Source organism: uncultured Varibaculum sp. (assembly GCF_902489465.1).
Classification (GTDB): Bacteria; Actinomycetota; Actinomycetes; order Actinomycetales; family Actinomycetaceae; genus Varibaculum.
The window spans coordinates 1-21,854 of record NZ_CABTZZ010000019.1 but is presented as its reverse complement, the minus strand read 5'-3'; the positions used below and the strand labels follow the sequence as shown (position 1 = coordinate 21,854).

Here is a 21,854-nt window from a genome sequence, read left to right as displayed (position 1 = left end):
GCGCCACCGCGTCCTCGAGCGTGGTAAGCCCAGCGAAATCTATTAGCCTCCTCGTCCTAGCGCTCAAGCAGCTAACCTGAGTACCCGCAGAGCGGCAGTAACTAGGCTTCCAAAAGTTCTTGGGCAACCAGCTCTGCGATCTGGATGGCGTTAAGTGCCGCCCCTTTACGCAGGTTATCTGCGCAACAGATAAAGGCTAGACCTTTACCATCCGGAACCGACTGATCAATGCGCAACCGTCCAGTGAAAGTCCCATCTCGGCCGGCAGCATCCAAGGGATTGGGCACCTCTACTAGTTGCACTCCCTCAGCCTGCTCTAATGCCGCCTGTGCCTGTTCTAAATCAACCGGGCGGGTAAAACGCGCGTTTAGGGACAACAGGTGCGCGGTCATCACCGGGATCCTCACGCAAGTACAGGAGGCCGCGAGCTCCGGCAAGTGCAGGATCCGCCGCGACTCATTACGCAGCTTTTGCTCCTCATCGGTCTCTTGAGAGCCGTCATCAACGAAGTTTCCGGCCACCGGAACCGCGTTAAAGGCAATCGGACGCACATAGGTTTTAGGCTCGGGGAATTCAATAGCTTGTCCATCTAAAGCCAGTTCTTCGCAGCGCTCTACGCTCGCTTCCAGCTGGGAAGAAAGCTCTTGTACCCCGGCTCTACCCGAACCTGACACCGCCTGATAGGAGGACGCCGCTAAGGTTTCCAGTCCAAAGAGATCATGCAGTACTTTCACCGTGGGCATCGCGGCCATCGTGGTGCAATTAGGGTTGGCAATAATCCCCTTAGGGCGATCCTTGATATCTTCCGGGTTAACCTCCGAAACCACCAGAGGCACCTCGGGGTCTTTGCGCCACGCCGAGGAGTTATCGACTACCACTGCCCCAGCAGCGGCAAAACGGGGAGCATAGGTACGCGACGCTGACCCGCCAGCGGAAAAGATCGCAATATCAATCCCCTCCAGATCGGCACCCTCCACGTCCTCTACTGTTATTTTCTGACCGCGGAAAGAAAGCTGGGTTCCCGCGCTACGCGAGGTCGCGAACAGGCGAATGTTAGCAGCGGGAAAATTTCTTTCTTCCAGCAGGGCACGCATTACCCGTCCGACTTGCCCGGTTGCTCCGACTAAGGCTACGGTTAGTTCTTTCATCATCGTCCGGTACCTCCATAGACCACGGCTTCAGTTTCTTCGGAATCTAAATCGAAAGCTTTATGGATAGCCAAAACCGCATCATCTAGGCGATCTAAATTGATCAGCACGGAGATGCGCACTTCCGAAGTAGAAATGATATCGACGTTGATCCCGGCATCCGATAGTGCCTGGAAAAAACGCGCCGAAATGCCTGGATTGTTGCGCATACCTGCCCCAACTAGGGACACCTTCCCCACGTTGGTGTCATGGTCAATACGAATAAAGTCCAAAACCTTCTTTTCGTGCTGTAGTTCTTCCATCACCGCCGGGATATCTTCCGCCGGCATAGTGATCGAAATATTAGCCCTGCCAGGGCGCGCCTCGGAAATGTTTTGTACGATCATGTCGATATTGGCACCGACTTTTGCCACCGCTGCGAACAGGTCAGCGGCCACGCCCGGCCGGTCAGGTAAACCCACCACGGTCAGCTTTTCCTGGGAACGATCATGGGCAATACCAGAGATAATGGGAGCTTCCACGTTTTCCTCCTCAAGGGCTTTAGCGGGGACAATCCCCCGCAGTGATTTCGGTGCCGGTCCTTGGGCAATCCAAGTGCCATCTTTATCGGAAAAACTAGACCGCACATGCAACGGAACCCGATAACGCCGAGCAAACTCCACCGCTCGCAGATGCAAAATCTTGGCGCCGTTAGCTGCGAGCTCTAAAGTTTCCTCATAGTCGAGGGAGTGCAATGCCCGGGCAGTAGGAACCAGGCGTGGATCGGCGGTGAACAATCCGTCAACATCGGTATAGATTTCACACACGTCAGCATGAAGGGCGGCCGCTAGCGCCACGGCAGTAGTATCAGAGCCGCCACGTCCCAGAGTAGTGACGTCTTCGGCATCGTTAACTCCCTGAAACCCGGCTACAATCGCCACATTATTGTCCCGGATTACGCGGGCGATTCTTTCCGGAACCATTCCTACAATCTGGGCTTTACCGTATTTCGCATCGGTACGGATACCGGCTTGCGCGCCGGTAAAAGCCATCGCCGGCACTCCTTGCGCAGAAATGGCCATAGACAGCAAAGACATCGAGATACGCTCACCGGCAGAAAGTAAAATATCCATTTCCCGGGCGGGAGCATGAGCATTAAGTTCGGCCGCCATATCAATCAGGTCATCAGTGGTATCCCCCATAGCGGAGACCACAACCACCACTTGATGCCCGGCTTGACGAGTTTGCACAATTCTATGCGCAACCCGTTGCAACGACTGGGTGTCGGCAACCGAGGATCCGCCATACTTTTGCACAATCAGTGCCATTTGTTCCCCTTGTATGCCTAGCGATTAGCTGTCTTCTGCAATTATTGTAAGAAGCTGGCGTAATCTCGGCTCTAGCGTCTCAGATTTCCTGGCAGGTAAGCAAACGCACAATTTCATACGCACCGCCCAGGTTCTTCCTGGGACTTTTGCCACTATTTAGCGGTATGCGTTACCTCGCGCAAAACTCTATTCGGCCGAACGCCTACCCTCCAAGGCACGCCCCAGAGTAACTTCATCAGCGTATTCCAGATCGCCCCCCACCGGTAGTCCCGAGGCCAGACGCGTAACTTTTAACCCCAAGGGAGAGATGGTGCGAGTCAGATAGGTGGCCGTAGCCTCGCCCTCAATATTGGGATTAGTGGCAATAATGATCTCTTGTACGGTGTCGCCCGATAAACGCGATAGCAGCTCCCGTAAGCGCAGCTGTTCGGGGCCGATTCCGTTTATCGGATCGATTGCCCCTCCGAGTACATGGTATAGACCGTGATAGCTGCGGGTGCGTTCAATCGCTCCCACGTCTTTGGCTTCTTCAACCACGCAAATAACGCTCTGGTCTCGTTTTGGATTACGACAGATAGGACAAAGTTCCTCTTGGGCAATATTGCCACATTTGGTACAAAAACGGATTTTTTCTTTGGCATCGATTAAGGCCTGCGCCAATAGTTCCGCTTCTGCTTTAGGGCGCGACAGCACATAGAACGCAATGCGCTGTGCTGATTTTGGTCCAATCCCCGGCAGTCGCCCCAAAGCATCGATTAGATCTTGCAAAGCGCCGTCATACATAGAGGTTAACTACTCACTTTCCCACTGCCGCCAGAATTATCTACCGTCTCAATTATCTTGCCACCAAGCAAAGATTTTGCGACCTCGACCCCCCAACGTCCGCCGCTTTCCTCTAGCGAAACATCGGGATCGGAGAGGTCGGGAATATCTTCGTCCTCATAAGAAGCCGGTACGGGCGGCGCTGGAGAAGTGTTTTCGCTGCCCGTGGCCGGTGCTACCTGTTGGCGGGGAGCAGCTAAAGTGTCCTTGTTGGGATCTTGCTCGCGGGGAGCGGCTAGTGGCGTAGACGCAATAGGCTCTAAGGGAGCCACGGATTGGTTGGATCTCGGAGCCACCGGTTCGTCACCCAAGTCTCGAGGCGCCGCCATCACCGAGTTGTAAGTTCTCGGTGCCTCCGAGGAAGAGTTGTCCGGGCGAGGCGCTGCCATTTCTGCCACGTCTGCCCCGAGCGGTGACGGTGCTACAGCAAGTGGTGGTACAGGCTCCGATGCTACCGAATGCTCCCTGTCCTCTACGCCCTGATCCCTTTCCTTAGAAACGGAGTCTGACACTTTTGGGTTAGCAATGATCCAGTCAGCATTTTGGGATGCCGGCTCACTTTCTTGCTCTGTTTTATCCGCTGATTTCCCGTCACCGGTGGTTTCAGCATTTACACTTGCAGTGTCCGCGGAGAGGCCCGGGACGGGAGAAAGATTTGCTTCACCGTCAACTGGTTCTGGATAGGAATTCTCTTCGCTACCGTCTGCCAGATCCGCGCCTTCGGGAGGATATGCTTCTTCCTCCGGGGGCGCTTGCTTAGCGAACGTTTTCTCTAGCCCTAAGGAACCATCAAGTTGGAACCGGGATAGTACCTCGCTCATAGCAGGTGCGCGGCGATCATCACTTCCCGGAACTACCTGCACTGTCCAGGAAGCTGACAGCTCCTCCTGTATGCATTTCTCTAGCGGCTCCATTTGGTTTTCTAAGTACCGGACGGTCTGCGGGCTATCAGCTAGCAAGGTAAGTTTCTGGTCCTGCGCCCCGCCAATCTGCAGGTGGCGGTTACAGGTTGACCATAGCCGCTGATCAGTGTCCCGCAAACGCGCAGAAACCTTACCCCACGCTTGCAGCAGTTGCCAATATTGTTCCCCTTTTTCTATTTCCGGCACCTCGCGCAGGGAACTGCTAGCCACCGTCTCCTTCGGAGAGGGTTCCTGCTCCGCTACTTCATTGCGGGGAGCCTGTTCTTGCTGGGGAGTCTGTTCTCCAACAGCCGGAGAAGAGGGTTTACCCTCGGTGCTTTGCGGGCGCGGAGCAGCCAGTTCTGACGCTCCGCTACCTGTAGGCGAAGCCGCCGGAACCGGGTTAGCGCGAGGAGCCACTGCGGCCGGTTCAGTAGGAGCTTTAGGGGTCCGCGGAGCCACGGTATCCGGTCGGGCATTTGCGGTATTTCGCGGGCGCTCACGTCCAGGACGATGCAGAGCCGCCATAGCGGCCTCTGCCCCGCTCAAAGACCCAGACGGGGCGGAACCGTGTCCACCTGCAGCTACCTGGCTCTGATCTGGCAATAATAGTCGCGCAGCCAACAGCTCAACTTGCAGGCGCGGAGCGGTAGCTCCCGTAAGCTCAGTTAAAGCGGTATTGGTGAGGTCGCTGGCATGGGAAATCCCGGCGGTTCCCCAACGCTGGGCTTGGGCTTGCATCACCGCTAATTGATCTGCGGGGGTTCCCGCTAATACCGTCTGGGTATCCTCAACAGATGAAACCGAGAGTACTAGCAGATCCCTAAGGTGTAGTAGCAAATCTTCCAGATAACGCCGGGGCTCATGCCCGCCCTCCACCATTTTGGCTATCACCTCAAATAGGGCGGCCCCATCCCGGTCAATAATGGCGTCTACGGAACGCTCTAAAATGGAACTATCGGTATACCCCAGCAGCGCCACGGCAGTCCCATACGCCAGTTTGCCGTCCTCGGCACCTGCCATCAGCTGGTCAAGCACCGAAAGTGAGTCCCGGACTGAGCCCGCGCCCGCCCTCATCACTAGCTGCAGCACTCCCGAGTCCGGTTCGATGTCTTCGGCCTGGCAAAGTTTCGCCATATATTGTTCCATCGTTTCCGGTGGCACCAGCCGGAACGGATAATGGTGGGTACGCGAGCGAATAGTACCGATAACTTTATCGGGTTCGGTGGTCGCAAAAATGAACTTTACGTGTTCGGGAGGTTCTTCCACTATCTTCAACAGGGCGTTAAATCCCTGCTGGGTAACCATATGAGCTTCATCCAGAATAAAAATCTTAAAACGATCCCGCACCGGCGCAAAGCCTGCCCGCTCCCGCAGTTCTCGCGCGTCATCTACCCCGTTATGGCTGGCAGCATCAATTTCTACCACGTCCAGAGACCCTGAGCCCCCGGTGGCCAGGTCTTTACAGGATTCGCATTTGCCACAAGGAGTGTCGGTAGGGCCTTCTGCACAGTTCAGGCAGCGCGCCATGATCCGCGCCGAAGTGGTTTTGCCACACCCGCGCGGACCAGAGAATAGATAAGCATGGCTAATACGCCCAGAGCGTAGCGCCGCCATTAACGGTTTGACCACATGATCTTGCCCAATCACGTCTTGGAAAGTGTCTGGCCGGTAACGGCGATACAATGCGATGCTCACGGCTCTACTGTACTAAAGCCCAGCGATAAGCGGGGTGCCGGGAGAGGATTGCGATAAAAAAGACCCTTCACGCACCCGATAGCGCACCCTTATCCTTGCTGCCTTCCGGCCCTGGGGAGGTTCGAATGATATCGCCGCGTGAAGGATCTCCCCCAGTTTAGCTTAGGAGGGCGCTAACTGGAAACGGCGCGGTCAGCACGGGGGCGAGAAGAGAACTGGCGAGGACGCAGGCGCGGTTTCCAGGGACGCAGCGCCAGCCCTTATTGCCGGGCTGTGTTCGACTCCTCATTTCCAGAATCGACATTAGCTAGGGCATTTCGGTAGACTCAAATCTGTGCCTGGAGGTATCGCCTAGTGGCCTATGGCGCTCGCTTGGAAAGCGGGTTGGGTGCAAGCCCTCGGGGGTTCGAATCCCCCTACCTCCGCCATTACTCTTGCCAAGAATCTTCTCTGGTGAGGGTTTAAGTGCTTTAGGTTTGGACTAGCTCGTATCAACTTCGAGCAAGATGCACATCATACCCACTAAGATGGAAACTGCTAAAACAGACTTGCGGATGAATACCGGGGCATTATCCAATATTAAGACAGAGTAGATTACTACTTGGCGTAGCGGGGTTATGGTGTTAAATTTATAAATGCAGGCAATAAAGTGCGCTGTATACTCAAGGAACCGAATTAACGTTTAAGCGGTCTGTAAGGTCGCCGGCCTTGGGGGAGCCACCCCACAGCGGGGTGGCTTTATTAGAATATAACTGTGAGTATTTTTGTCTACGCTGATGAGTCGGGCGTATTTGATCATTTACATAATGACTACTTCGTTTTTGGCGGTATTCTTCTTTACTCTAAGAATCAGCGTGACATCATGGGGAGAAAATATTTAAAAGCTGAACGAAATTTAGGTAATAATGCTCGCCGCTCAAAAAATGGTGAGTTGAAAGCAGCTACGCTTAGTAACGCTCATAAGGGTAAGCTTTTTCGTTCCCTTAACCAGGTATGCAAGTTTGCGGTTGTAGTGAGGCAGCAAAGCATTCTTGAATCTATTTTTTCTCATCCGAAGAGTAAACAACGTTACTTAGACTATGCTTTTAAAATCGGTCTCAAACACGCCATCGTCACGCAAATACGCGAAGGTGTCATTCCCTCGGACTATTCAGAAGTTATTGATGTGCGAATGGATGAGCACACAACAGCTACCGATGGTCGTTATGAGCTCAGAGAGGCATTAGAGGCTGAGTATAGGATCGGCACATATAATGCGAAGTGGGATAAGTTTTATCCCCCGATTCTACCTTTGTTGAGTGGGGTGAACTTTTGTTTACGCGATTCTGCTAGGGATCCTTTGATTAGAGCTGCCGATATCGTGGCAAATAGGGTTTTCCATTACGCTACCATGGATAAGCTACCGGAACTGCGCAGTAAAATTATTATCAAGGAGTTACCTTAGACGGCGGTATCCTTTTTAGATACCGCCCCGGCACGGCTATACACCCTCAACGCCTCACGACGCTGCTCTCGGGAATACGAAACATTCATAAATCACTCTCTAACATCCTGTCCGCACCCCAAAATGGGCATTAGCCCAAAAACTGCGCTCCACTAAGGCGTGAACCCCGTAATCCCGTGGACGGGATTCTAAAGTTTATTTCAGGTCTAAAGCAAATAGTAAGCACGGATTTTAATAAACTTACTACGCTAATTCGCTATGCTGAACACATAAAGTTCCGATTCCTTTCACTGAAGAGAAGGCTTTTCACATGACAGACGATAAGAAACGTAATTTCATGCAGTCCGTTTCAGACCAAATTTTTCAGGATGTCAATCGACAGCCTGATGACATTTGGGCTGCGGTAGGTAAGTCGATTAAGGGATTCGGGGGTGGACGTTACCGCCTCAATAGGGAGTTCTTATTTTGGGAAAAAGGCATTGCCCGCACCGATTCACAGCAGGTTAGAGTAGCTTTTGTTACTGATGTGCAGATGCATCAATCAATGGTGCAACGAGCTCGTGGAGTTGGAACCGTGACGGTAACTGTCACCCACCCGTCTGGGCAAGTTGAAGTGATTGAGTTGGAAAACGTGCCAGAGCCAGGATCTGTGAAGCAGATTATTCTGCAAACCGCTAATGAGGCGAGAAACCTAGAAAGGATGCGCGACCAGACTGCTTACTATCAGGGACAGCCGCCGGCCATGTTCCAGGGAATGAAACCCCAGGCAGCTCAACCTCAATATTCCCAGCAACCTGTATCTGCTCCGCCGCAGGAGCAGCCTAAACAAGAAAATGCTAGTAACGATCCAATGGTGCAGCTACAAAAATTGGGAGATTTACTCAAAGCGGGGTTAATCACTGAGGAGGATTACGCTGCGAAAAAGCAAGAAATTCTAGCTCGAATGTAACCAGATACTTCCGGCGATAGACGCTCTATCTCCCTGAGAAAACTCGATTACAAGTAGCTATAGGTCGTCTCCCCTGGCCTCTGCGCTTGGCACGCCAGCGGGTTATGGTTGAAAGTGACGGTATTCCCGCAAACAAGGAGTAGCAATGACGCAGGTAAAAGCATACGCGATGGATTCGGCCACTTCGGATTTCCACCCCGTAACCTTAGAGCGGCGCGAGCCAGGACCCACCGAAATCTACTTCGAGATCAAGTATGCCGGGGTATGCCACTCTGACATTCACACTGGGCGTGGAGAATGGGGAGACGTGATCTACCCCCTCACCCCCGGGCATGAAATCGCCGGTATCGTCACCAAAATCGGCTCGAAAGTAACCAAGTTTGCTGTTGGAGACCGGGTAGGGGTCGGCTGTTTCGTAGACTCATGCGGCAAATGCGAGGCTTGCCAAGCGGGAACTGAACAATTCTGTAATGGCGAAGGCGGAACTATCTGGACTTATAACTGTATAGGGCGCGACGGCGTCCCCACAGCCGGAGGTTATTCCACCGGGATCACCGTGGAGCAAGACTATGTTTGCCGAATCCCGGACGCGATTCCTCTGGAAAAAGCCGCACCGATAATGTGTGCCGGGGTAACCTTATATTCCCCACTCAAACGGCTCGGGGCAGGCCCGGGAAAGAAAGTCGCGATTGTAGGCATGGGGGGACTGGGGCATATGGGGGTACAGATTGCCGCCGCCCTCGGAGCTGAAACCCACGTCATTTCTCGTACTCGTGCTAAGGAAGAGGACGCAAAGCAGTTTGGGGCAGTAGAGCTGCACCCCACTTCCGAGGAGGGAACTTGGGAAAGTATGCAATCTCAGTTTGACCTGGTCGTATCCACTTTATCTGACGGGGTAGAAATCGATCAGCTGTTAGATTGTGTAAAACCCGAGGGGATCGTAGGGATTGTAGGTCTTCCCGAGAACCGTCAGTCCTTTGCCATGGGTAACTTGGTGGGCAAACAAAAAATGCTTGCCGGCTCGAATATCGGCGGTATCGCCCTAACCCAGGAAGTGCTAGATTTTTGCGCCAAGAAAAATATCGGCCCCCAAGTGGAGATCATTTCTGGCGACCAAATCAATGAAGCCTGGGATAACGTGGTGGCCGCGCGGGTGCGCTACCGCTACGTGATCGACACCGCTACCTTCTAGAGCGGCAGTCACGTTGGTTTTCGATGCCGATGCCTCGATACTACTTGATGCTCGCGCGAAACTACCTGATGAAAACAAGTACGTTTAGCGATAAACTCTTCAGAATCTGAAGCCTAATCAGTACATACCACCAGGATAATAAACAGTACGCTCTAAAGAGCGCTCAGCTTTACCCAGAATTCTTACTCTCAGCTTTCACTCACCGTGATAGCAATAATGCCGTTACCCTTCCTACCCCGTGGAGAAAGGGTAACGGCATTATCAAGCTGGCTAGCAAGAAACCAAATAATATGCCCTCGTAACTTTGATGCTGCGTACGCTAATCTAATGCGACTGCGCATATACTCCGTTCATGCCAACCACACTGAGCCTAGGAAGACGGTGGACTAACGGAGGTTTAGCTCTTCAGCCGTAGCATAGGAAGTTTGCGTACCCCGCTTAGTTACTGCATCGCCCGCATAGATATTAGCCTTGCGAATCGACTCAGCAATGTCACCAGTCTGCGTCCAACAATGGCTAAAGCAACCAATGAAAGCATCACCTGCCCCGGTAGTGTCAACTGCCCTGTTAGAGGTTCCTTCAATTAACTGTTCTCCGGCTTCACTAATCCACAAGGCGCCCCGTGAACCCAAAGTGACAATCACATTCGGAATTCCCGAGTGAGTAAGCACTTGCCCTGCAGCACGTATATCTTCTTCGGATTCTACCGGCATCCCAGTTAGTAAAGATAGTTCACTCTCATTTGGCACGATGAACTCTACGTTTTTTACCTGCTCTAACGATAGTGAGGGATCGGCCGGAGCTGGGTTCAACAGAATCGGAATACCCAATTCATTGCCTAATCGTATAGTCGCATATACCGTTTCTAACGGAATTTCCAGCTGCATCACGATCAGTTTACATTCGGCAATTTGTGCCTTGGCACGTTCCACATCACCGGGAGTTAACAATGCGTTTGCTCCCTTGACGATTATGATTGAGTTACGGGATTGGGGATCCACAAAAATTGGGGCGACCCCCGAGGTAGCATCCGTACGCATAACAAATTTGGTGTCGATACCGTTCTCAGCAAAGTTTCTTATGGTGTTGTCTGCAAACATATCGTTGCCTACTCTGGTGACCATCAAAACTTCCGAGCCCATTCGAGATGCTGCTATGGCTTGGTTCGCACCCTTACCACCACAACCCATTCGAAAATCTGGAGCCTCTACGGTCTCGCCTTCATGGGGCATTCGATTGATATAGGAGATTAAATCGACCATATTCGAGCCAACTACTGCAATATCCATTTCTAGTTCTCCTTAATGCCGGTAGTTACTTGGAAAGTGCGAGCTTCCCCAGGGGCAAGTTCAATTAATGTTCCAGCTTTACGAGCCGCTTCGCGCCCTTCTGGACGTGATGTCCCGGGAAGCGCAAACGCAGCAACTTTTTGATCTTCGTTATGCAATATCCACCGCGTTATCACTGGGAAACTCTCGGTACTAAAACGGGTTTCAAATACCGTTCCGTCCTGGCAGGTCATTTCTAAAATTGCTTCTTCGGTCAGTTTGTCTACTCCATCAGCGAAATACACAATCTCCGGATCGAACTCTTCAGCACCTTCCAAGGAATTCGCGTCCCGATTACCGGCTTTTATATCTGCGTTCAACTTCAACCATTTTTCAGTTGGTTTAACATGCGCCGGCACAGATTCACGCAATTTGAACGCATCTACAGGCAAGTTTTGGGTAATTTTTCCGCTTGGTACGAACGCGTAGTTCATATGGCACATATACTGCAGAGGCATAGAGGCGTACTTAGACATGTTTTGCACCCGTAGCTCAATATCGAACATGGATGAATTCTGGTGCAAAGTCACCGAGGGATTGGCTACGTAGTGATCACCAAAACCTTTCAAGTACTCGCGGCAAGAAACTACGCGAATGGCATTGTTTGAAATAATCAATTTTGCCGAGTCCATGGGAGCGCATGCAAATTCACCATGCAACGGATGGTTATCCCCCTCGCCGGGGCAACCAGCGGCAAGCAGCCCCGAATGGAAAGCAAAGCAGCCGTAGGTGTCCTCAATCAAGGTCGCCGGTTTAGGCTCTGAAAACATGTTTTCCATACGCAGGCTGTGACCGCAAAACTCTGCGTCCCAGATAATTTGCCCCATGAAGGGCAGCACCTCAACATATCCGAGCGAGTTGCGGATAGTTAGTGAAGCAACTCCAGATGAGTAAGTTTTCGTGGTTACCGACCACTGCTCTGAATGCAGTATTTCCGTCTCTAACTGCGTAAACAGGGATCTTGGTAAATTCATTTCATATTGCATTAGATTTCACCCTTTGGAGAAGTTTTATAAGAGGAATAGAAGTACATCAATACGGCACCGAAACAAAAGAGATTAACGGCAAAAGAAATCTGCATCGAGCCACTCAGGTCAGAGACCAGGCCCTGTACTGCAGGAATAACCGCCCCACCAATAATAGACATTACGATTATCGCTCCGCCGGTTTCGGTATAGCGTTTATCTTCGATCGAATCTAGCGTGCGCGAGTAGATAGTTGCCCAACACGGCCCGAACAAGAAAGAAACCAACACCGCAGCATAAACTGCTGTCATATTAGGAACCAAGATTACATACGCTAACGCACCCAATCCACAAAGAGAGTAGCCGACGAGAACTAAGTCTTGATTAAACCTGGTCATCAAAAGATTTGCTAGGAACTTTCCTAAAAAGAACCCAATAAACGCATAGATCATGAAGTTAGAGGCTGTTCGCTCATTGAGAGAGTGATCCAGATTTAGCGCGAGCCTAATCGTAAAGGACCAAACCGCTGTCTGCATGCCAACGTAAAGGAACTGAGTCAGAATACCAGCTTTAAATCTACGGTTTCCGGCCAAGTATTTTAGGGTCTGGAATATGGTTGCCTTCGTGGCCTCTTTCGCGTTATTTACCACAGGCTTACACTTTGGAAACTGCGTAATCATCACCAGAATCAGGATTACCAGCAAGATTAGAATGATTACCCGATAGGGATGCAGAGTGCGTTGTAGCATTTCCCGAGCAAACTGTTGCGACTCTGCAGCAGTAAGATTTGCCATCTGCTCATGCAGCGCGGCACCTTCGGAAAAAATCAAGTACTTGCCCAGTAAAATTCCCCCGATAGATCCGAGAGGATAGAAAGTTTGGGAGATATTTAGCCGTAGCGTGGAATATTTTTTCGGTCCAATCATCGACGAGTAAGTGTTACAGGACGTCTCAAGGAACGATAATCCAATTGCAATCGCAAACAGTGAAAACAGGAATACTGAATACGTTGCCATGTGGGAAGCCGGGAAAAACAGTGAGCAGCCGATGATATACACACTCAGACCAACCATGATTCCAACTTTGTAGGAGGTGGAGCGGATTACTCGGGAGGCAGGAATAGCAATAATGAAATACCCACCGTAGAATGCCGACTGCACAAACGCGGAAGCAAAGTCAGAAAGAGTAAAAATTGACTTGAACTGTGTAATCAAGATGTCGTTGAGGCTGGCAGCTATCCCCCACATGGGGAAGCAAATCGACAGTAAGAGGTACTGAAAAATAGGGGTTCGCGAAAGGTAACCGTCGGCTAACTGCAGCGTATTATCCTTTATCAACCCTCGGCTGTTATTTACTTGTCCTTCGGGTGTTTTTTGCCCAGGCAATGATTGCTTTGGCGAAGTTTCCACATCTATACTCATTTGTTCCCCCGCAACAGTTTCATTCCGGCAGAGGCACCAATACGGTTAGCTCCTGCGGCGATCATTTCGTCCATGACGGCAGCGGTTCGAATCCCGCCAGATGCTTTAACTCCCATATTCGAGCCAACAGTTTTACGCATAAGCTCCACCGCATGCGCAGTTGCACCTGATTGTGAAAAACCTGTAGAAGTTTTTACAAAATCTGCGCCAGCCTTTTGTGCGCATTCGCACGCATTCACGATTTCTTCATCCGTGAGCAGGCAGGTTTCCAAGATGACCTTCACTAGAACCCCAGTACCAGCTGCTTCGACAACACCAGCAATGTCCAGCTGAACTGCGTGCCAATTTCCATCTTTGACTGCCCCCAGGTCTATTACCATGTCGACCTCTTGCGCTCCGTCTGCAACGGCATGGGCAGTCTCAAATTTTTTTACCTCTGTGCAATGCGCACCAGAAGGAAATCCGATTACTGTACACACTTTAATATCACTACCGGAAAGCTCACGCTTCGCCAGCGAAACCCTATTGGGGCTTACACACACCGACCAGAATCCTGAGGTTTTAGCCTCTTCGCACAGCTTTTTTACCGCTTCAGCTGTTGCATCTGGCGCAAGCAGGGTATGATCAATCAGTTTTGCTTTATTGGTCATGTCTACGTCTCCTTCGACTTCATGCAAGTCTTGGCTGACTTGTCACTGGTCTCACGCTACTTTGCTACCCCAGCCTACAGAACGAATTTTTGGCACATATGTGCCATTTTGGCTATTTGCCTTGTTTCTTTTTCGTCAAGGCGTGTAGCTTACGAGCCGTTACCGTATCTATAACTAACCGGTTAGCATAACCACGTAGCAATGCCGCATAGACTACTTGCAACTTATCGGATCCTCCTGCTATCAGGATCTTTTGCTCGTTATGCCGTAAATCCGGCAAGGAAATTCCCAAAGTGCGGTTGTTAAGATCCGGCAGACAGACCCTGCCGTCTTCATCGATGAAGTGCGCACATATTTCCCCCACCGAATGTTCGATCAAGAATTCTCTTTCGTCCTCATTAATGAGCGGACTATGCAGCAGAGTTGCCACGGAACTAACTGAGCCGACCGAATAAAGCACGATACGTGCTCGGCGCGCAAGTTCCATAACCCTACTGACACTCTCTTCTCGTTCAATCGCTAGCTTCGCACCTGCCGATTCCAACACGATTGGATGCCCTATCATGTGCACCCTGGCCTGCAGAGATTCGCGTAACTCCCGGAAACTGGTTAGAGTGGATAAATCCATGGACGGCATCTTTAGATTGCCACCGACCTGGACTACATCGACCCGCTGTAAAGATTGCCGCTGTAAGCTCGCAGTCAATGCCTGAATGGTTCGAGACCAGTAAACTCCAACGGCGTCTCCATCACGCACCATCCCCATAAACAGGTCTGCCCCCGCCTGTCCCAGAGCCTTGCGAATATCAATGTCTCGTCTTCTAGGTGGAGACACTAAACGTACCTCGTCAAGTGAAAAAGCAGACCGTAAAGAATCGATGAGCTCTCTGTCTTGCTCTCGTGGATCATCTATTCGAATTTTCACGAACCCGCGCGCCTTCGCATGAGTGAGCAATTTGGAAATATTTGGTCGTGAAACATGCAGTATATTAGCGATTTCACTCTGAGATAGGCCGCTATAGTAGAGCTTTGCCACATCCAAGGATTGATGATCCCTGCGGGTCATTCCCAATCGATCTTTTTTCACCATGAGACTATCTAATCAGTCTGGACTCTAGTCTGAGGAAAACTGAAAATCAGCCTTTCAGAAAATACAGTTAAATAGTTTTCAAGAATTAAAAGTTACACTCCTCGGGGTGAAGCTATCGTCAGGCGTTGAGCTAATCAGAAATGCTGCAGCAGCTCCAACACAAGCCGCATTAAACGCTTCGCGGCGGTACCACATACACCCGCCCTACAGCCAAAACCTCATACTCGCGTTACACCCGGCGTCGTAGCAGCACTAACGCACCTAGAACACTGCTGGCTCCTGCAAGTAACAGCAGCCCTAAGGGCGAGGCGCCGGTATTTAGCATTTATTCTTTAGGGCTAGCTTTCGGCGTAGGAGTCTTTTCGGAATCAACAGGTTTAACCTTGCTGGTGTTAACAGATTTCTCCCAGGTACCAGTGAAAGTAACATCCGCGTCAGCAATCATGGCCTGCTGATGCGACCAGCCTTTGAAGGTCCAGGTGGTTTCGGTCTTGGTTCCGTTAGCCTCTACCGATTCTTTAACCACCTTATGCTTTAGAGCCGCCGGAGTTACGGTGTCACCTTCAGCGGCAGTTGCGGCGCTGGGCAGCAACTTCATCACGCTAGCGGGGAGCTTGGACCCGTCAGCAGCCACAAAACCGTATTTCACCGCGAACGTGACTAGCGGCCATACCAAAACAGATTTGATAGATTTACCGATTACTTTTTGAAGGGGGCATTGTAAACAACTCTCCAACCGAAAACGAACGGGTAAGGAAGCAATTCACGGTTACTGATGACAATGGCCGCTACTAGATTCGTGAGACACTAGACTCACTGGGCATAGGAGCCCCCGACCCGGGCGCTACTTCTTTCGCGTTATTAATGGGCACGGTTCCGGAATTTCTTTAGAGAGAAGAGAAACCATGCGGGCAGCTACTTTAAATGCACCGGAAGATCTACGGCTAGTCGAAAAGGAAAAACCAACCCCGGGCAAAAATGAGGTCTTACTGAAAATCGAGGCCAACACCATGTGCGGCACCGACTATCGCCTCTACACCGGGGCGAAAACCTCCGGGGTTTCCTATGGCACGGTTCCCAGACACGAGATTGCAGGCAGGATAGTAGAAATCGGCGAGGGCGTCGAGCAGATTCAACCCGGCTTGCACATTGGGCAACAGGCGACAGTTTCGATCGTGGTGTCATGCGGTGCCTGCCCCAACTGTTTGCAAGACCGCGAGCACCTCTGCTCAAATCTAGAGCTGTTTGGCTACGCCATCGATGGGGGCCTCCAGGAATACCTGCTGGTACCGGAACGCGCCCTGCGTAGAGGCAACCTGATCACTACCAACAAAGAACTTGACCCTAAAGCTCTTTGCCTAGCCGAACCCATCTCTTGCTGCTTAAACGGCCTCGAGCAATTCAAAGTGAATCTCGGTGAGGTGGTGGCCGTTCTGGGAGCTGGCCCGATCGGACTAATCCACGCGCAGCTGGCACTGGCCAGTGGGGCTAGGCAGGTTTTCGTATCTAACCGTTCTCCGCAGCGCCGCCAAGTGGTAGACCGGCTGGGCGCGATTGGGGTCAGCCCTGAAGAACTTGAGGATCGGGTCAGGGAAGTAACCAACGGCGCAGGGGCCGATGTGGTGATCGTGTGTATTGGTGCCGCAGCGCTAGCCCAAGACGCCTTGCTGCTTGCCCGGGATGGAGGGCGAGTCAACTACTTCGCAGGATTCCCGAAGGGTTCGATGACCCAAATGGAGCCTAACCTGATTCACTATAAAGAATTGCAGGTTACCGGGGGTTCCAATGCTCGCCGTCGGGATGTAAAACGGGCGATTCAAGTGCTGGAATCGGGGGCTATCAATGTGGAGGAAATCGTCACCCACACCTTCCCGCTTTCAAAAGTGCACGAAGCGTATCAGGCGGTACACGATCGGGTTGGCGTAAAAATTGCGGTAATACCCGACTAAAAAGCAGTTCCGGTTAACCTGTGGGGGAACGAGACAGACCTATCTGTCATTCTTACTGCCGGATCGTTTTGACCTTGTGGTATATATGGCAAGTGATTTCTTTTAATAATTTCAAACGGCTACTACCAGGCATAGCGTACGCGTGCGTGATCGCCGGAATCGCTTGGCTAATAAACCTGTTTCTTCCTCTGCTGTCATCGATGCTGGTGGCAATCCTGCTGGGGATAGCCGTCCGCAACACCAAGTTAATTCCGGCTGTCTGCGAACCCGGTATCGGTTTTTCCGCGAAGACTATTTTGCGCTCCGGGGTGGTGCTGCTTGGTTTTCGGCTGTCGCTACCGGCCATTGCCGCGCTAGGTGCCGGTACCATCGTGACTATTATCTGCGCAGTCGCGGTCACTATGGTGGCGGGTTACCTGCTTACTTATTTTATGCGGGTCAGCCACGCCACCGGGATTCTCACCACCTCAGGGACTGCGATTTGTGGGGCTTCTGCCGTTGCGGGGATATCCCCGGTGGTGTCTGCCCGCAACCGCGAGGATGCCGATGACGCGGTCGCGACTGCTATCGCTTGCGTTACCCTATTCGGGACGCTCTCCCTCGTCGCTTTGCCGGCTGCCGCCCACGGGCTGGGGTTATCCCCCACGCAAGCAGCCGTCTGGCTGGGAGCTTCTATTCACGAGGTCGGCCAGGTAGTGGCGGCCGCAAACATTTACGATCCGGCAATCTCTGATTTGGCTACCGCCACCAAGCTGGGGCGCGTGGCCTGCCTAGCAATCGTAGTAGCAATCGTGGGGATAGTTGAACGGCGAATAGTACAAGTACGCCACGAACAGGCAGAGAAAACCAGCTCTGGCAAGCGCCCTCCCCTGATTCCCGGATTCGTGGTGGGATTCCTGATCGCAGTAGCGCTAGCCTCAGTGTTTGCGGGCATCCCCACTGTCAATAACATTTTCAGTACCCTAGGGGGCACGGTTGCTACCCTGCTCCTGACGGTAGCGATGGGCGCGATGGGTGCTGGGGTAAACCTGCGCAACGTCATAAAGTCCGGAGGGCGCGCCCTCGTCCTCGGAATAATCCTGAGTGTCCTAATCGCCGCGGTCTCGCTGGGAACGGTACTTCTTTTAGTTGACTAACATCCGACTGGGAGCGCGAAGAAACAGGACCCCTCGTTCAAAACCGAATGAGCGGGAAAGATACGAAAATTCGTCGGCAATATCCAACTTTCGCCCATCACTGGCAAGAAAATCCTCCGCCCATCCCTTGATCTGGAATTGCAAAGAATGAAACCGCACCAGATACCCCCTCTCCCAGCGCCCATTTTAAGCCCCTATAAATTAAAGCGTGCCATAGCTCGGGGGCTAATAATTAAAAACACTGAGCTGAACGAAAGCGAGCCCACTTTCAAGTGACTGCAGTTGGCTAGCTTACCCTATTACCTGCGGATGATTTGAGGGTTACTCGCTCGCTTATCAACGTCAATAGCTGATCAATGCTGTCTTCAATTCTTGCCAAATTGATGAAAAACACTGAGACCGACACCTGATCATCGCTTGTGAATGTTAAGATCCGTTCTTCTTCAATTTGATCAGAAACCGGATAGAGCAGCCAAATTTGTGAGGTATTATATTTCTTCGCATATGCGTACATCTGATACATATCTGCTTGGGAAATGCCGAAATTTTTCCTCGGGTCATTGATGAGCCGCTTCCATTTGGTATCAAGAATTACGGTTTCTTGCGTTTCGGATCTAAGAACTAGATCCGGTCTTAAAGCAAAGCGTTTAGCTTCCTCGTTATCTAGACGATTAAACAGGTAGTAACCCCTATCTTGAGTTGAGACTTGCCATTGTTTTTCTCTGGATGCGCGCTCAACAACATACTTTGCTACGTAGCCTTCAAATAGCTTTTCCATTGAGAAAAGCAAAGACCTTGAGGCCTGTTCACCTGAAAATGTTGTAAAGCTCTTACCATAGAGAAAGATCTTAGCCCAAGCGATCAGCATTTCGTAGTCTATTGTTGTACGGTCCAACTGAACTCTCGAGAAGTCAAGTTCATAGTTATTCGAAGGGTTAACTTGGTCGAAACTACGAAGAAGTTGCCTGCATAGTTTCGAATTCTGATTGCTACCAGTAACTCGTTGGAGCTTTAGCAGGGTTGCTTTAATTAGCTTGTTCTCTGGTCGATCTAGTTTAAACTCATCAAAGCTGACAAAAAATTTTTGGCGGTTACTGTAGTTGTATTTTAGCTGCTGATTAACCAAAAGCTTGCCTTTGAATCTCGTAAGATTTTCATCGTTACGGATGTAAGCAGAACGTAATCCTTTCCTTAACAAGTAGCGCACTTGCTGCAGGTAAATGTTGATGAGAATATCGTAGATTGACATTCTCTCAACGCCCAGATTAGCCGTCGAAAAAACCTTTACCGGGAAATCTTTGAGAGCCCGCAGCATGTTTAGGAAGATTCGTTTTGTTTGATCTTTTCCGCCTGCCTGGAACTCAACTTTGGGTAGGATTTCAATCTGCTGGCCGTCAGGAAGCTCTATAACGCCTACGTAGTTCTTAAAAGTGACGGTATCTCCAACATTCTTTTTATGGGCAAGCCGCATCAAGTCGTGGACGTCATCTCCGTCAGGGTTATCGAATGTGCGAATAAAGTCCACTAGTTGTTTAAAAGATTTCTCGTTGAGAAAGCGGTATTTCTCAGAGTTCTTAAAATCCTTGTTGTACGTGAGGGTGTCGTATTCCGTGACTTCAATGGGAGCGCGCATATCACTGGCTGTATATCTCTAGATATGATTCGATCTTCCCTAAAGCTTTGTGGTTAAGCTTGTAAACGTCAGGTAGATCTATATCGGTCATACCACCATTGAAGATTTTCTCTTTATTGGTTTTTACTCTGGTTAGGAATTCTAAATCCTCACTAGACTTAGAGTTATCTCCAAGAACCATTCTGATCTTCTCGTAATCTTCGTAGAAGTATTCGAAGAGTAGAGGGATTATCGAATCTTTAAAAATCACGGCCAAATGTTCGATAGTAGGGTTATCTTTGAGGCTGGTAAAGAAGGCATGTCCGATGGTATGTTCACGGTCGTAGAGCAGTTCAATTCGTTGGTTGATAACTTCGAGCATTCTTGCAACATCGAGAGTTACCTCACCTTCCGCAATCTCGGAAGCACCAAAATCTTTTAAGACTTGGGGATCAGGCTGCATCTCAATGAAATGGAATCGGCGGCGCAAAGCAGTATCCATTAGAGCAATTGATCGATCAGCGGTGTTCATGGTTCCTAGCAAATATATATTGTTGGGAACCGAGAATTGTTCCCCAGTATATGGAAGTAATGCCGAACGAGCGTCTTCTTCACCTTCGCGCTTACTCTCTTCTATCAAGGTGATGAGCTCACCGAAGATTTTCGAGATGTTGCCACGATTGATCTCATCAATAACAAAAACGCATGGCTCCTGATCTTTTTCTCGAGCTTGTCTGCAAAAGTTCTTGAAAAGTCCGTCTCTATATGAAAAAGCAATCTCTCCCGCCGGTTCGTGTTCAGAGCTATCGTTGGCAAGATTCTCGATCTTCGGGCTTATTCCTTCAATGAACTCTTCATAGCCGTATGACTGGTGGAAAGTAGTGAAAGCGACCCGTCCTTCGTCCACGAGATCGTTGTATCTACTCAAGATCTCACCGTAAGACTGATTCTCTTCAGAATTGAGATTCTCCCATCTTTCACAAATCGCGACAGCATAGATCACAGTATTATAGGTTTTACCTGTGCCTGGCGGTCCATAAAGAATAATGTTCTTACCTAGCTTCAAGGCGACTGTTTCTCCTTCCTTTCCATTTTCTTCAGCACACTCCCGGATATCCTGATTAGCATTGGCTTTAGTACCCTGGCTAGCTGTTAACCAGGCCTGGATGCCCCCACTAAATTCGTGCTTTTCCAGCTGCTCAATAAGCTGGGAATATACATTAACCATCGTTTCAAGATCGTTAGCCAGGCTTTCCTCGTCGGGGAGCTGATCGAGGGTGTATACCTTGTGCAGGATTGCTGCTGCGGAGTATTCCTTAGCTTTGTTGCTCTTACCAAGATCAGTTATCGGATCAGAACTAAATCCCGAATGATGAACCTTTTCAGCGATCTCAGATGCTCGGTTTTTCAACTCCTCTAGTTTATCTTTAAAGCGAGCCTTTTCATCTAATCCCTTAACATCTGACGTTCCTTGATTCAGCGTCAAATATACTTTGTTACCTGCCTCATTAAGTAAGTAGACGACATAATATCCGCTCTTAGCCGATGGGCGCGTTAAGTCAAAATACTTGCTGTAAAAGACTCCAACCCACGGGACAGATGCCAACGTCCCTTGGCCGGCACTTGCGACAGCCTTGAATCGCTTATTATCTAGATAACCGGAATTTTCTAGAAAGTTTCGAGTCCTTGTGCCTAAAAATGTCTGCGGCTCGCCTGCATGTGAATTATCGTCCCGTATGGACTTATAATTTTCTAATAAGTATAGAAGAATCTCTCTGAGACTTTGAATAGGGTTGTCTGTATCTGCCATAATTCTCCAGCGGTCGGGCGAACGCACATGCTGTTAGATCTTGCGCACGGCTCGAGGATCTGTCTTCCTAGACTGCCATGGTGTGCGTACAGTTCACATCTCAAGGTCCGATTTTACCGGGTTTATAAGAAGAATTCATGCCTACAACGTAGATTAGGTTTATTGAACAATTCAGCCATTACAGATTGCGCAAGTAAAGACACAGTGCAAAAAATACCTCATGGGATGGCGCCAACTAAGTGCAAGCAACACTTCGTGTTGCGCACAACTTCCTCCAATTCACTAATGAAGAAACAAGTTTCTTCACCGTTCATCGTCTTTGTGCCAGTAATCCCTAACGGGATTACGCACGACTTCGTCGTCCTCACTAATAAAAAAGCCCGAACGGCTTTTTCACCGTTCGGACTCCTCATCGTGGAGCTAGCGGGAAT

At 50.4% G+C, this 21,854-nt stretch carries 18 protein-coding genes, 1 tRNA gene and 1 other RNA gene; 6 read left to right on the top strand and 14 right to left on the bottom strand.

The annotated features are described in order from the left end of the window. Nucleotides 1-101 precede the first annotated feature (101 nt). From RDM26_RS05035 to ffs, 5 genes are all read right to left on the bottom strand, one after another. Nucleotides 102-1,151 (bottom strand): aspartate-semialdehyde dehydrogenase, encoded by a 1,050-nt coding sequence (locus tag RDM26_RS05035; RefSeq protein ID WP_307737918.1) that lies wholly within the window; start codon nt 1,149-1,151, stop codon nt 102-104. After that, nucleotides 1,148-2,455, bottom strand: a complete 1,308-nt coding sequence (locus RDM26_RS05030) for an aspartate kinase (protein WP_307737917.1) — start codon at nt 2,453-2,455, stop codon at nt 1,148-1,150. The genes RDM26_RS05035 and RDM26_RS05030 overlap by 4 nt, the downstream gene beginning before the upstream one ends. A 186-nt stretch (nt 2,456-2,641) precedes the next feature. Continuing rightward, complete coding sequence (gene recR / locus RDM26_RS05025; protein WP_307737916.1) at nt 2,642-3,238, bottom strand: recombination mediator RecR; 597 nt, start codon at nt 3,236-3,238, stop codon at nt 2,642-2,644. Nucleotides 3,239-3,243: 5 nt separating this feature from the next. Further along, nucleotides 3,244-5,877, bottom strand: coding sequence for a DNA polymerase III subunit gamma and tau (locus RDM26_RS05020; RefSeq protein ID WP_307737915.1), 2,634 nt, complete (start codon nt 5,875-5,877; stop codon nt 3,244-3,246). Nucleotides 5,878-5,932: 55 nt separating this feature from the next. Then, an RNA gene (ffs, locus tag RDM26_RS05015) (signal recognition particle sRNA small type) lies at nt 5,933-6,028 on the bottom strand. Between the two features lie 189 nt (nt 6,029-6,217). On the opposite strand from ffs, the gene RDM26_RS05010 reads away from it, so the two are divergent. From RDM26_RS05010 to RDM26_RS04995, 4 genes are all read left to right on the top strand, one after another. Further along, nucleotides 6,218-6,305 (top strand) — tRNA-Ser (locus tag RDM26_RS05010). Nucleotides 6,306-6,631: 326 nt separating this feature from the next. Next, the gene (locus RDM26_RS05005) at nt 6,632-7,321 is read left to right on the top strand and encodes a DUF3800 domain-containing protein (RefSeq protein ID WP_307737914.1); all 690 of its coding nucleotides are present in this window, start codon (nt 6,632-6,634) and stop codon (nt 7,319-7,321) included. A gap of 310 nt (nt 7,322-7,631) precedes the next feature. Continuing rightward, nucleotides 7,632-8,270: a PH domain-containing protein gene (locus RDM26_RS05000; RefSeq protein ID WP_307737913.1), complete on the top strand. Its 639-nt coding sequence runs from the start codon at nt 7,632-7,634 to the stop codon at nt 8,268-8,270. A 145-nt stretch (nt 8,271-8,415) separates the two neighbouring features. After that, nucleotides 8,416-9,462, top strand: coding sequence for an alcohol dehydrogenase catalytic domain-containing protein (locus RDM26_RS04995; protein WP_307737912.1), 1,047 nt, complete (start codon nt 8,416-8,418; stop codon nt 9,460-9,462). Between the two features lie 386 nt (nt 9,463-9,848). On the opposite strand, the gene rbsK is transcribed toward RDM26_RS04995, so the two are convergent. The 7 genes from rbsK to RDM26_RS04965 all read right to left on the bottom strand — a co-directional run bounded on the left by rbsK (nt 9,849) and on the right by RDM26_RS04965 (nt 15,592). Then, nucleotides 9,849-10,751: a ribokinase gene (gene rbsK / locus RDM26_RS04990; RefSeq protein WP_307737911.1), complete on the bottom strand. Its 903-nt coding sequence runs from the start codon at nt 10,749-10,751 to the stop codon at nt 9,849-9,851. A gap of 2 nt (nt 10,752-10,753) precedes the next feature. Then, nucleotides 10,754-11,764 (bottom strand): DUF4432 family protein, encoded by a 1,011-nt coding sequence (locus RDM26_RS04985; protein ID WP_307737910.1) that lies wholly within the window; start codon nt 11,762-11,764, stop codon nt 10,754-10,756. Nucleotides 11,765-11,775: 11 nt separating this feature from the next. Then, nucleotides 11,776-13,176 carry an L-fucose:H+ symporter permease gene (gene fucP / locus RDM26_RS04980; protein ID WP_307737909.1) on the bottom strand — a complete coding sequence of 467 codons (1,401 nt, stop codon included), beginning with the start codon at nt 13,174-13,176 and terminating at the stop codon, nt 11,776-11,778. Next, complete coding sequence (deoC, locus tag RDM26_RS04975) at nt 13,173-13,826, bottom strand: deoxyribose-phosphate aldolase (RefSeq protein ID WP_307737908.1); 654 nt, start codon at nt 13,824-13,826, stop codon at nt 13,173-13,175. Before deoC ends, fucP begins: the two co-directional genes overlap by 4 nt. Nucleotides 13,827-13,938: 112 nt before the next feature. After that, on the bottom strand, nt 13,939-14,916 hold the full coding sequence (locus tag RDM26_RS04970; protein WP_307737907.1) for a sugar-binding domain-containing protein: 978 nt from the start codon (nt 14,914-14,916) through the stop codon (nt 13,939-13,941). 229 nt (nt 14,917-15,145) lie between these two features. Beyond that, nucleotides 15,146-15,241, bottom strand: a complete 96-nt coding sequence (locus RDM26_RS08405; RefSeq protein ID WP_374041818.1) for an LPXTG cell wall anchor domain-containing protein — start codon at nt 15,239-15,241, stop codon at nt 15,146-15,148. Next, nucleotides 15,242-15,592, bottom strand: a complete 351-nt coding sequence (locus tag RDM26_RS04965) for an SHIRT domain-containing protein (RefSeq protein WP_307737906.1) — start codon at nt 15,590-15,592, stop codon at nt 15,242-15,244. A gap of 229 nt (nt 15,593-15,821) precedes the next feature. Between RDM26_RS04965 and RDM26_RS04960 the strand changes: the two genes are divergently transcribed. Together RDM26_RS04960 and RDM26_RS04955 are read left to right on the top strand one after the other, a co-directional pair. After that, a complete protein-coding gene (locus tag RDM26_RS04960) occupies nt 15,822-16,865 on the top strand; it encodes an alcohol dehydrogenase catalytic domain-containing protein (RefSeq protein WP_307737905.1) in 1,044 nt (347 codons plus the stop codon). A 92-nt stretch (nt 16,866-16,957) separates the two neighbouring features. Then, entirely contained in the window at nt 16,958-18,001 is a 1,044-nt protein-coding gene (locus RDM26_RS04955; protein WP_307737904.1) for a putative sulfate exporter family transporter, read from the top strand. A 286-nt stretch (nt 18,002-18,287) separates the two neighbouring features. Here the strand turns inward: RDM26_RS04955 and RDM26_RS04950 are convergent, their stop codons facing one another. Then, nucleotides 18,288-19,634 carry an McrC family protein gene (locus RDM26_RS04950; RefSeq protein ID WP_307737903.1) on the bottom strand — a complete coding sequence of 449 codons (1,347 nt, stop codon included), beginning with the start codon at nt 19,632-19,634 and terminating at the stop codon, nt 18,288-18,290. A 1-nt stretch (nt 19,635) separates the two neighbouring features. Then, complete coding sequence (locus RDM26_RS04945; RefSeq protein ID WP_307737902.1) at nt 19,636-21,423, bottom strand: MrcB family domain-containing protein; 1,788 nt, start codon at nt 21,421-21,423, stop codon at nt 19,636-19,638. Between the last annotated feature and the right edge of the window lie 431 nt (nt 21,424-21,854).

Coding starts and splice junctions, on each gene's coding strand:
- RDM26_RS05035 (WP_307737918.1), bottom strand. CDS start 1,151: ATGATGAAAGAACTAACCGTAGCCTTAGTCGGAGCAACCGGGCAAGTC.
- RDM26_RS05030 (WP_307737917.1), bottom strand. CDS start 2,455: ATGGCACTGATTGTGCAAAAGTATGGCGGATCCTCGGTTGCCGACACC.
- recR (WP_307737916.1), bottom strand. CDS start 3,238: ATGTATGACGGCGCTTTGCAAGATCTAATCGATGCTTTGGGGCGACTG.
- RDM26_RS05000 (WP_307737913.1), top strand. CDS start 7,632: ATGACAGACGATAAGAAACGTAATTTCATGCAGTCCGTTTCAGACCAA.
- RDM26_RS04995 (WP_307737912.1), top strand. CDS start 8,416: ATGACGCAGGTAAAAGCATACGCGATGGATTCGGCCACTTCGGATTTC.
- rbsK (WP_307737911.1), bottom strand. CDS start 10,751: ATGGATATTGCAGTAGTTGGCTCGAATATGGTCGATTTAATCTCCTAT.
- RDM26_RS04985 (WP_307737910.1), bottom strand. CDS start 11,764: ATGAATTTACCAAGATCCCTGTTTACGCAGTTAGAGACGGAAATACTG.
- fucP (WP_307737909.1), bottom strand. CDS start 13,176: ATGAGTATAGATGTGGAAACTTCGCCAAAGCAATCATTGCCTGGGCAA.
- deoC (WP_307737908.1), bottom strand. CDS start 13,826: ATGACCAATAAAGCAAAACTGATTGATCATACCCTGCTTGCGCCAGAT.
- RDM26_RS04970 (WP_307737907.1), bottom strand. CDS start 14,916: ATGGTGAAAAAAGATCGATTGGGAATGACCCGCAGGGATCATCAATCC.
- RDM26_RS08405 (WP_374041818.1), bottom strand. CDS start 15,241: ATGCTAAATACCGGCGCCTCGCCCTTAGGGCTGCTGTTACTTGCAGGA.
- RDM26_RS04960 (WP_307737905.1), top strand. CDS start 15,822: ATGCGGGCAGCTACTTTAAATGCACCGGAAGATCTACGGCTAGTCGAA.
- RDM26_RS04950 (WP_307737903.1), bottom strand. CDS start 19,634: ATGCGCGCTCCCATTGAAGTCACGGAATACGACACCCTCACGTACAAC.
- RDM26_RS04945 (WP_307737902.1), bottom strand. CDS start 21,423: ATGGCAGATACAGACAACCCTATTCAAAGTCTCAGAGAGATTCTTCTA.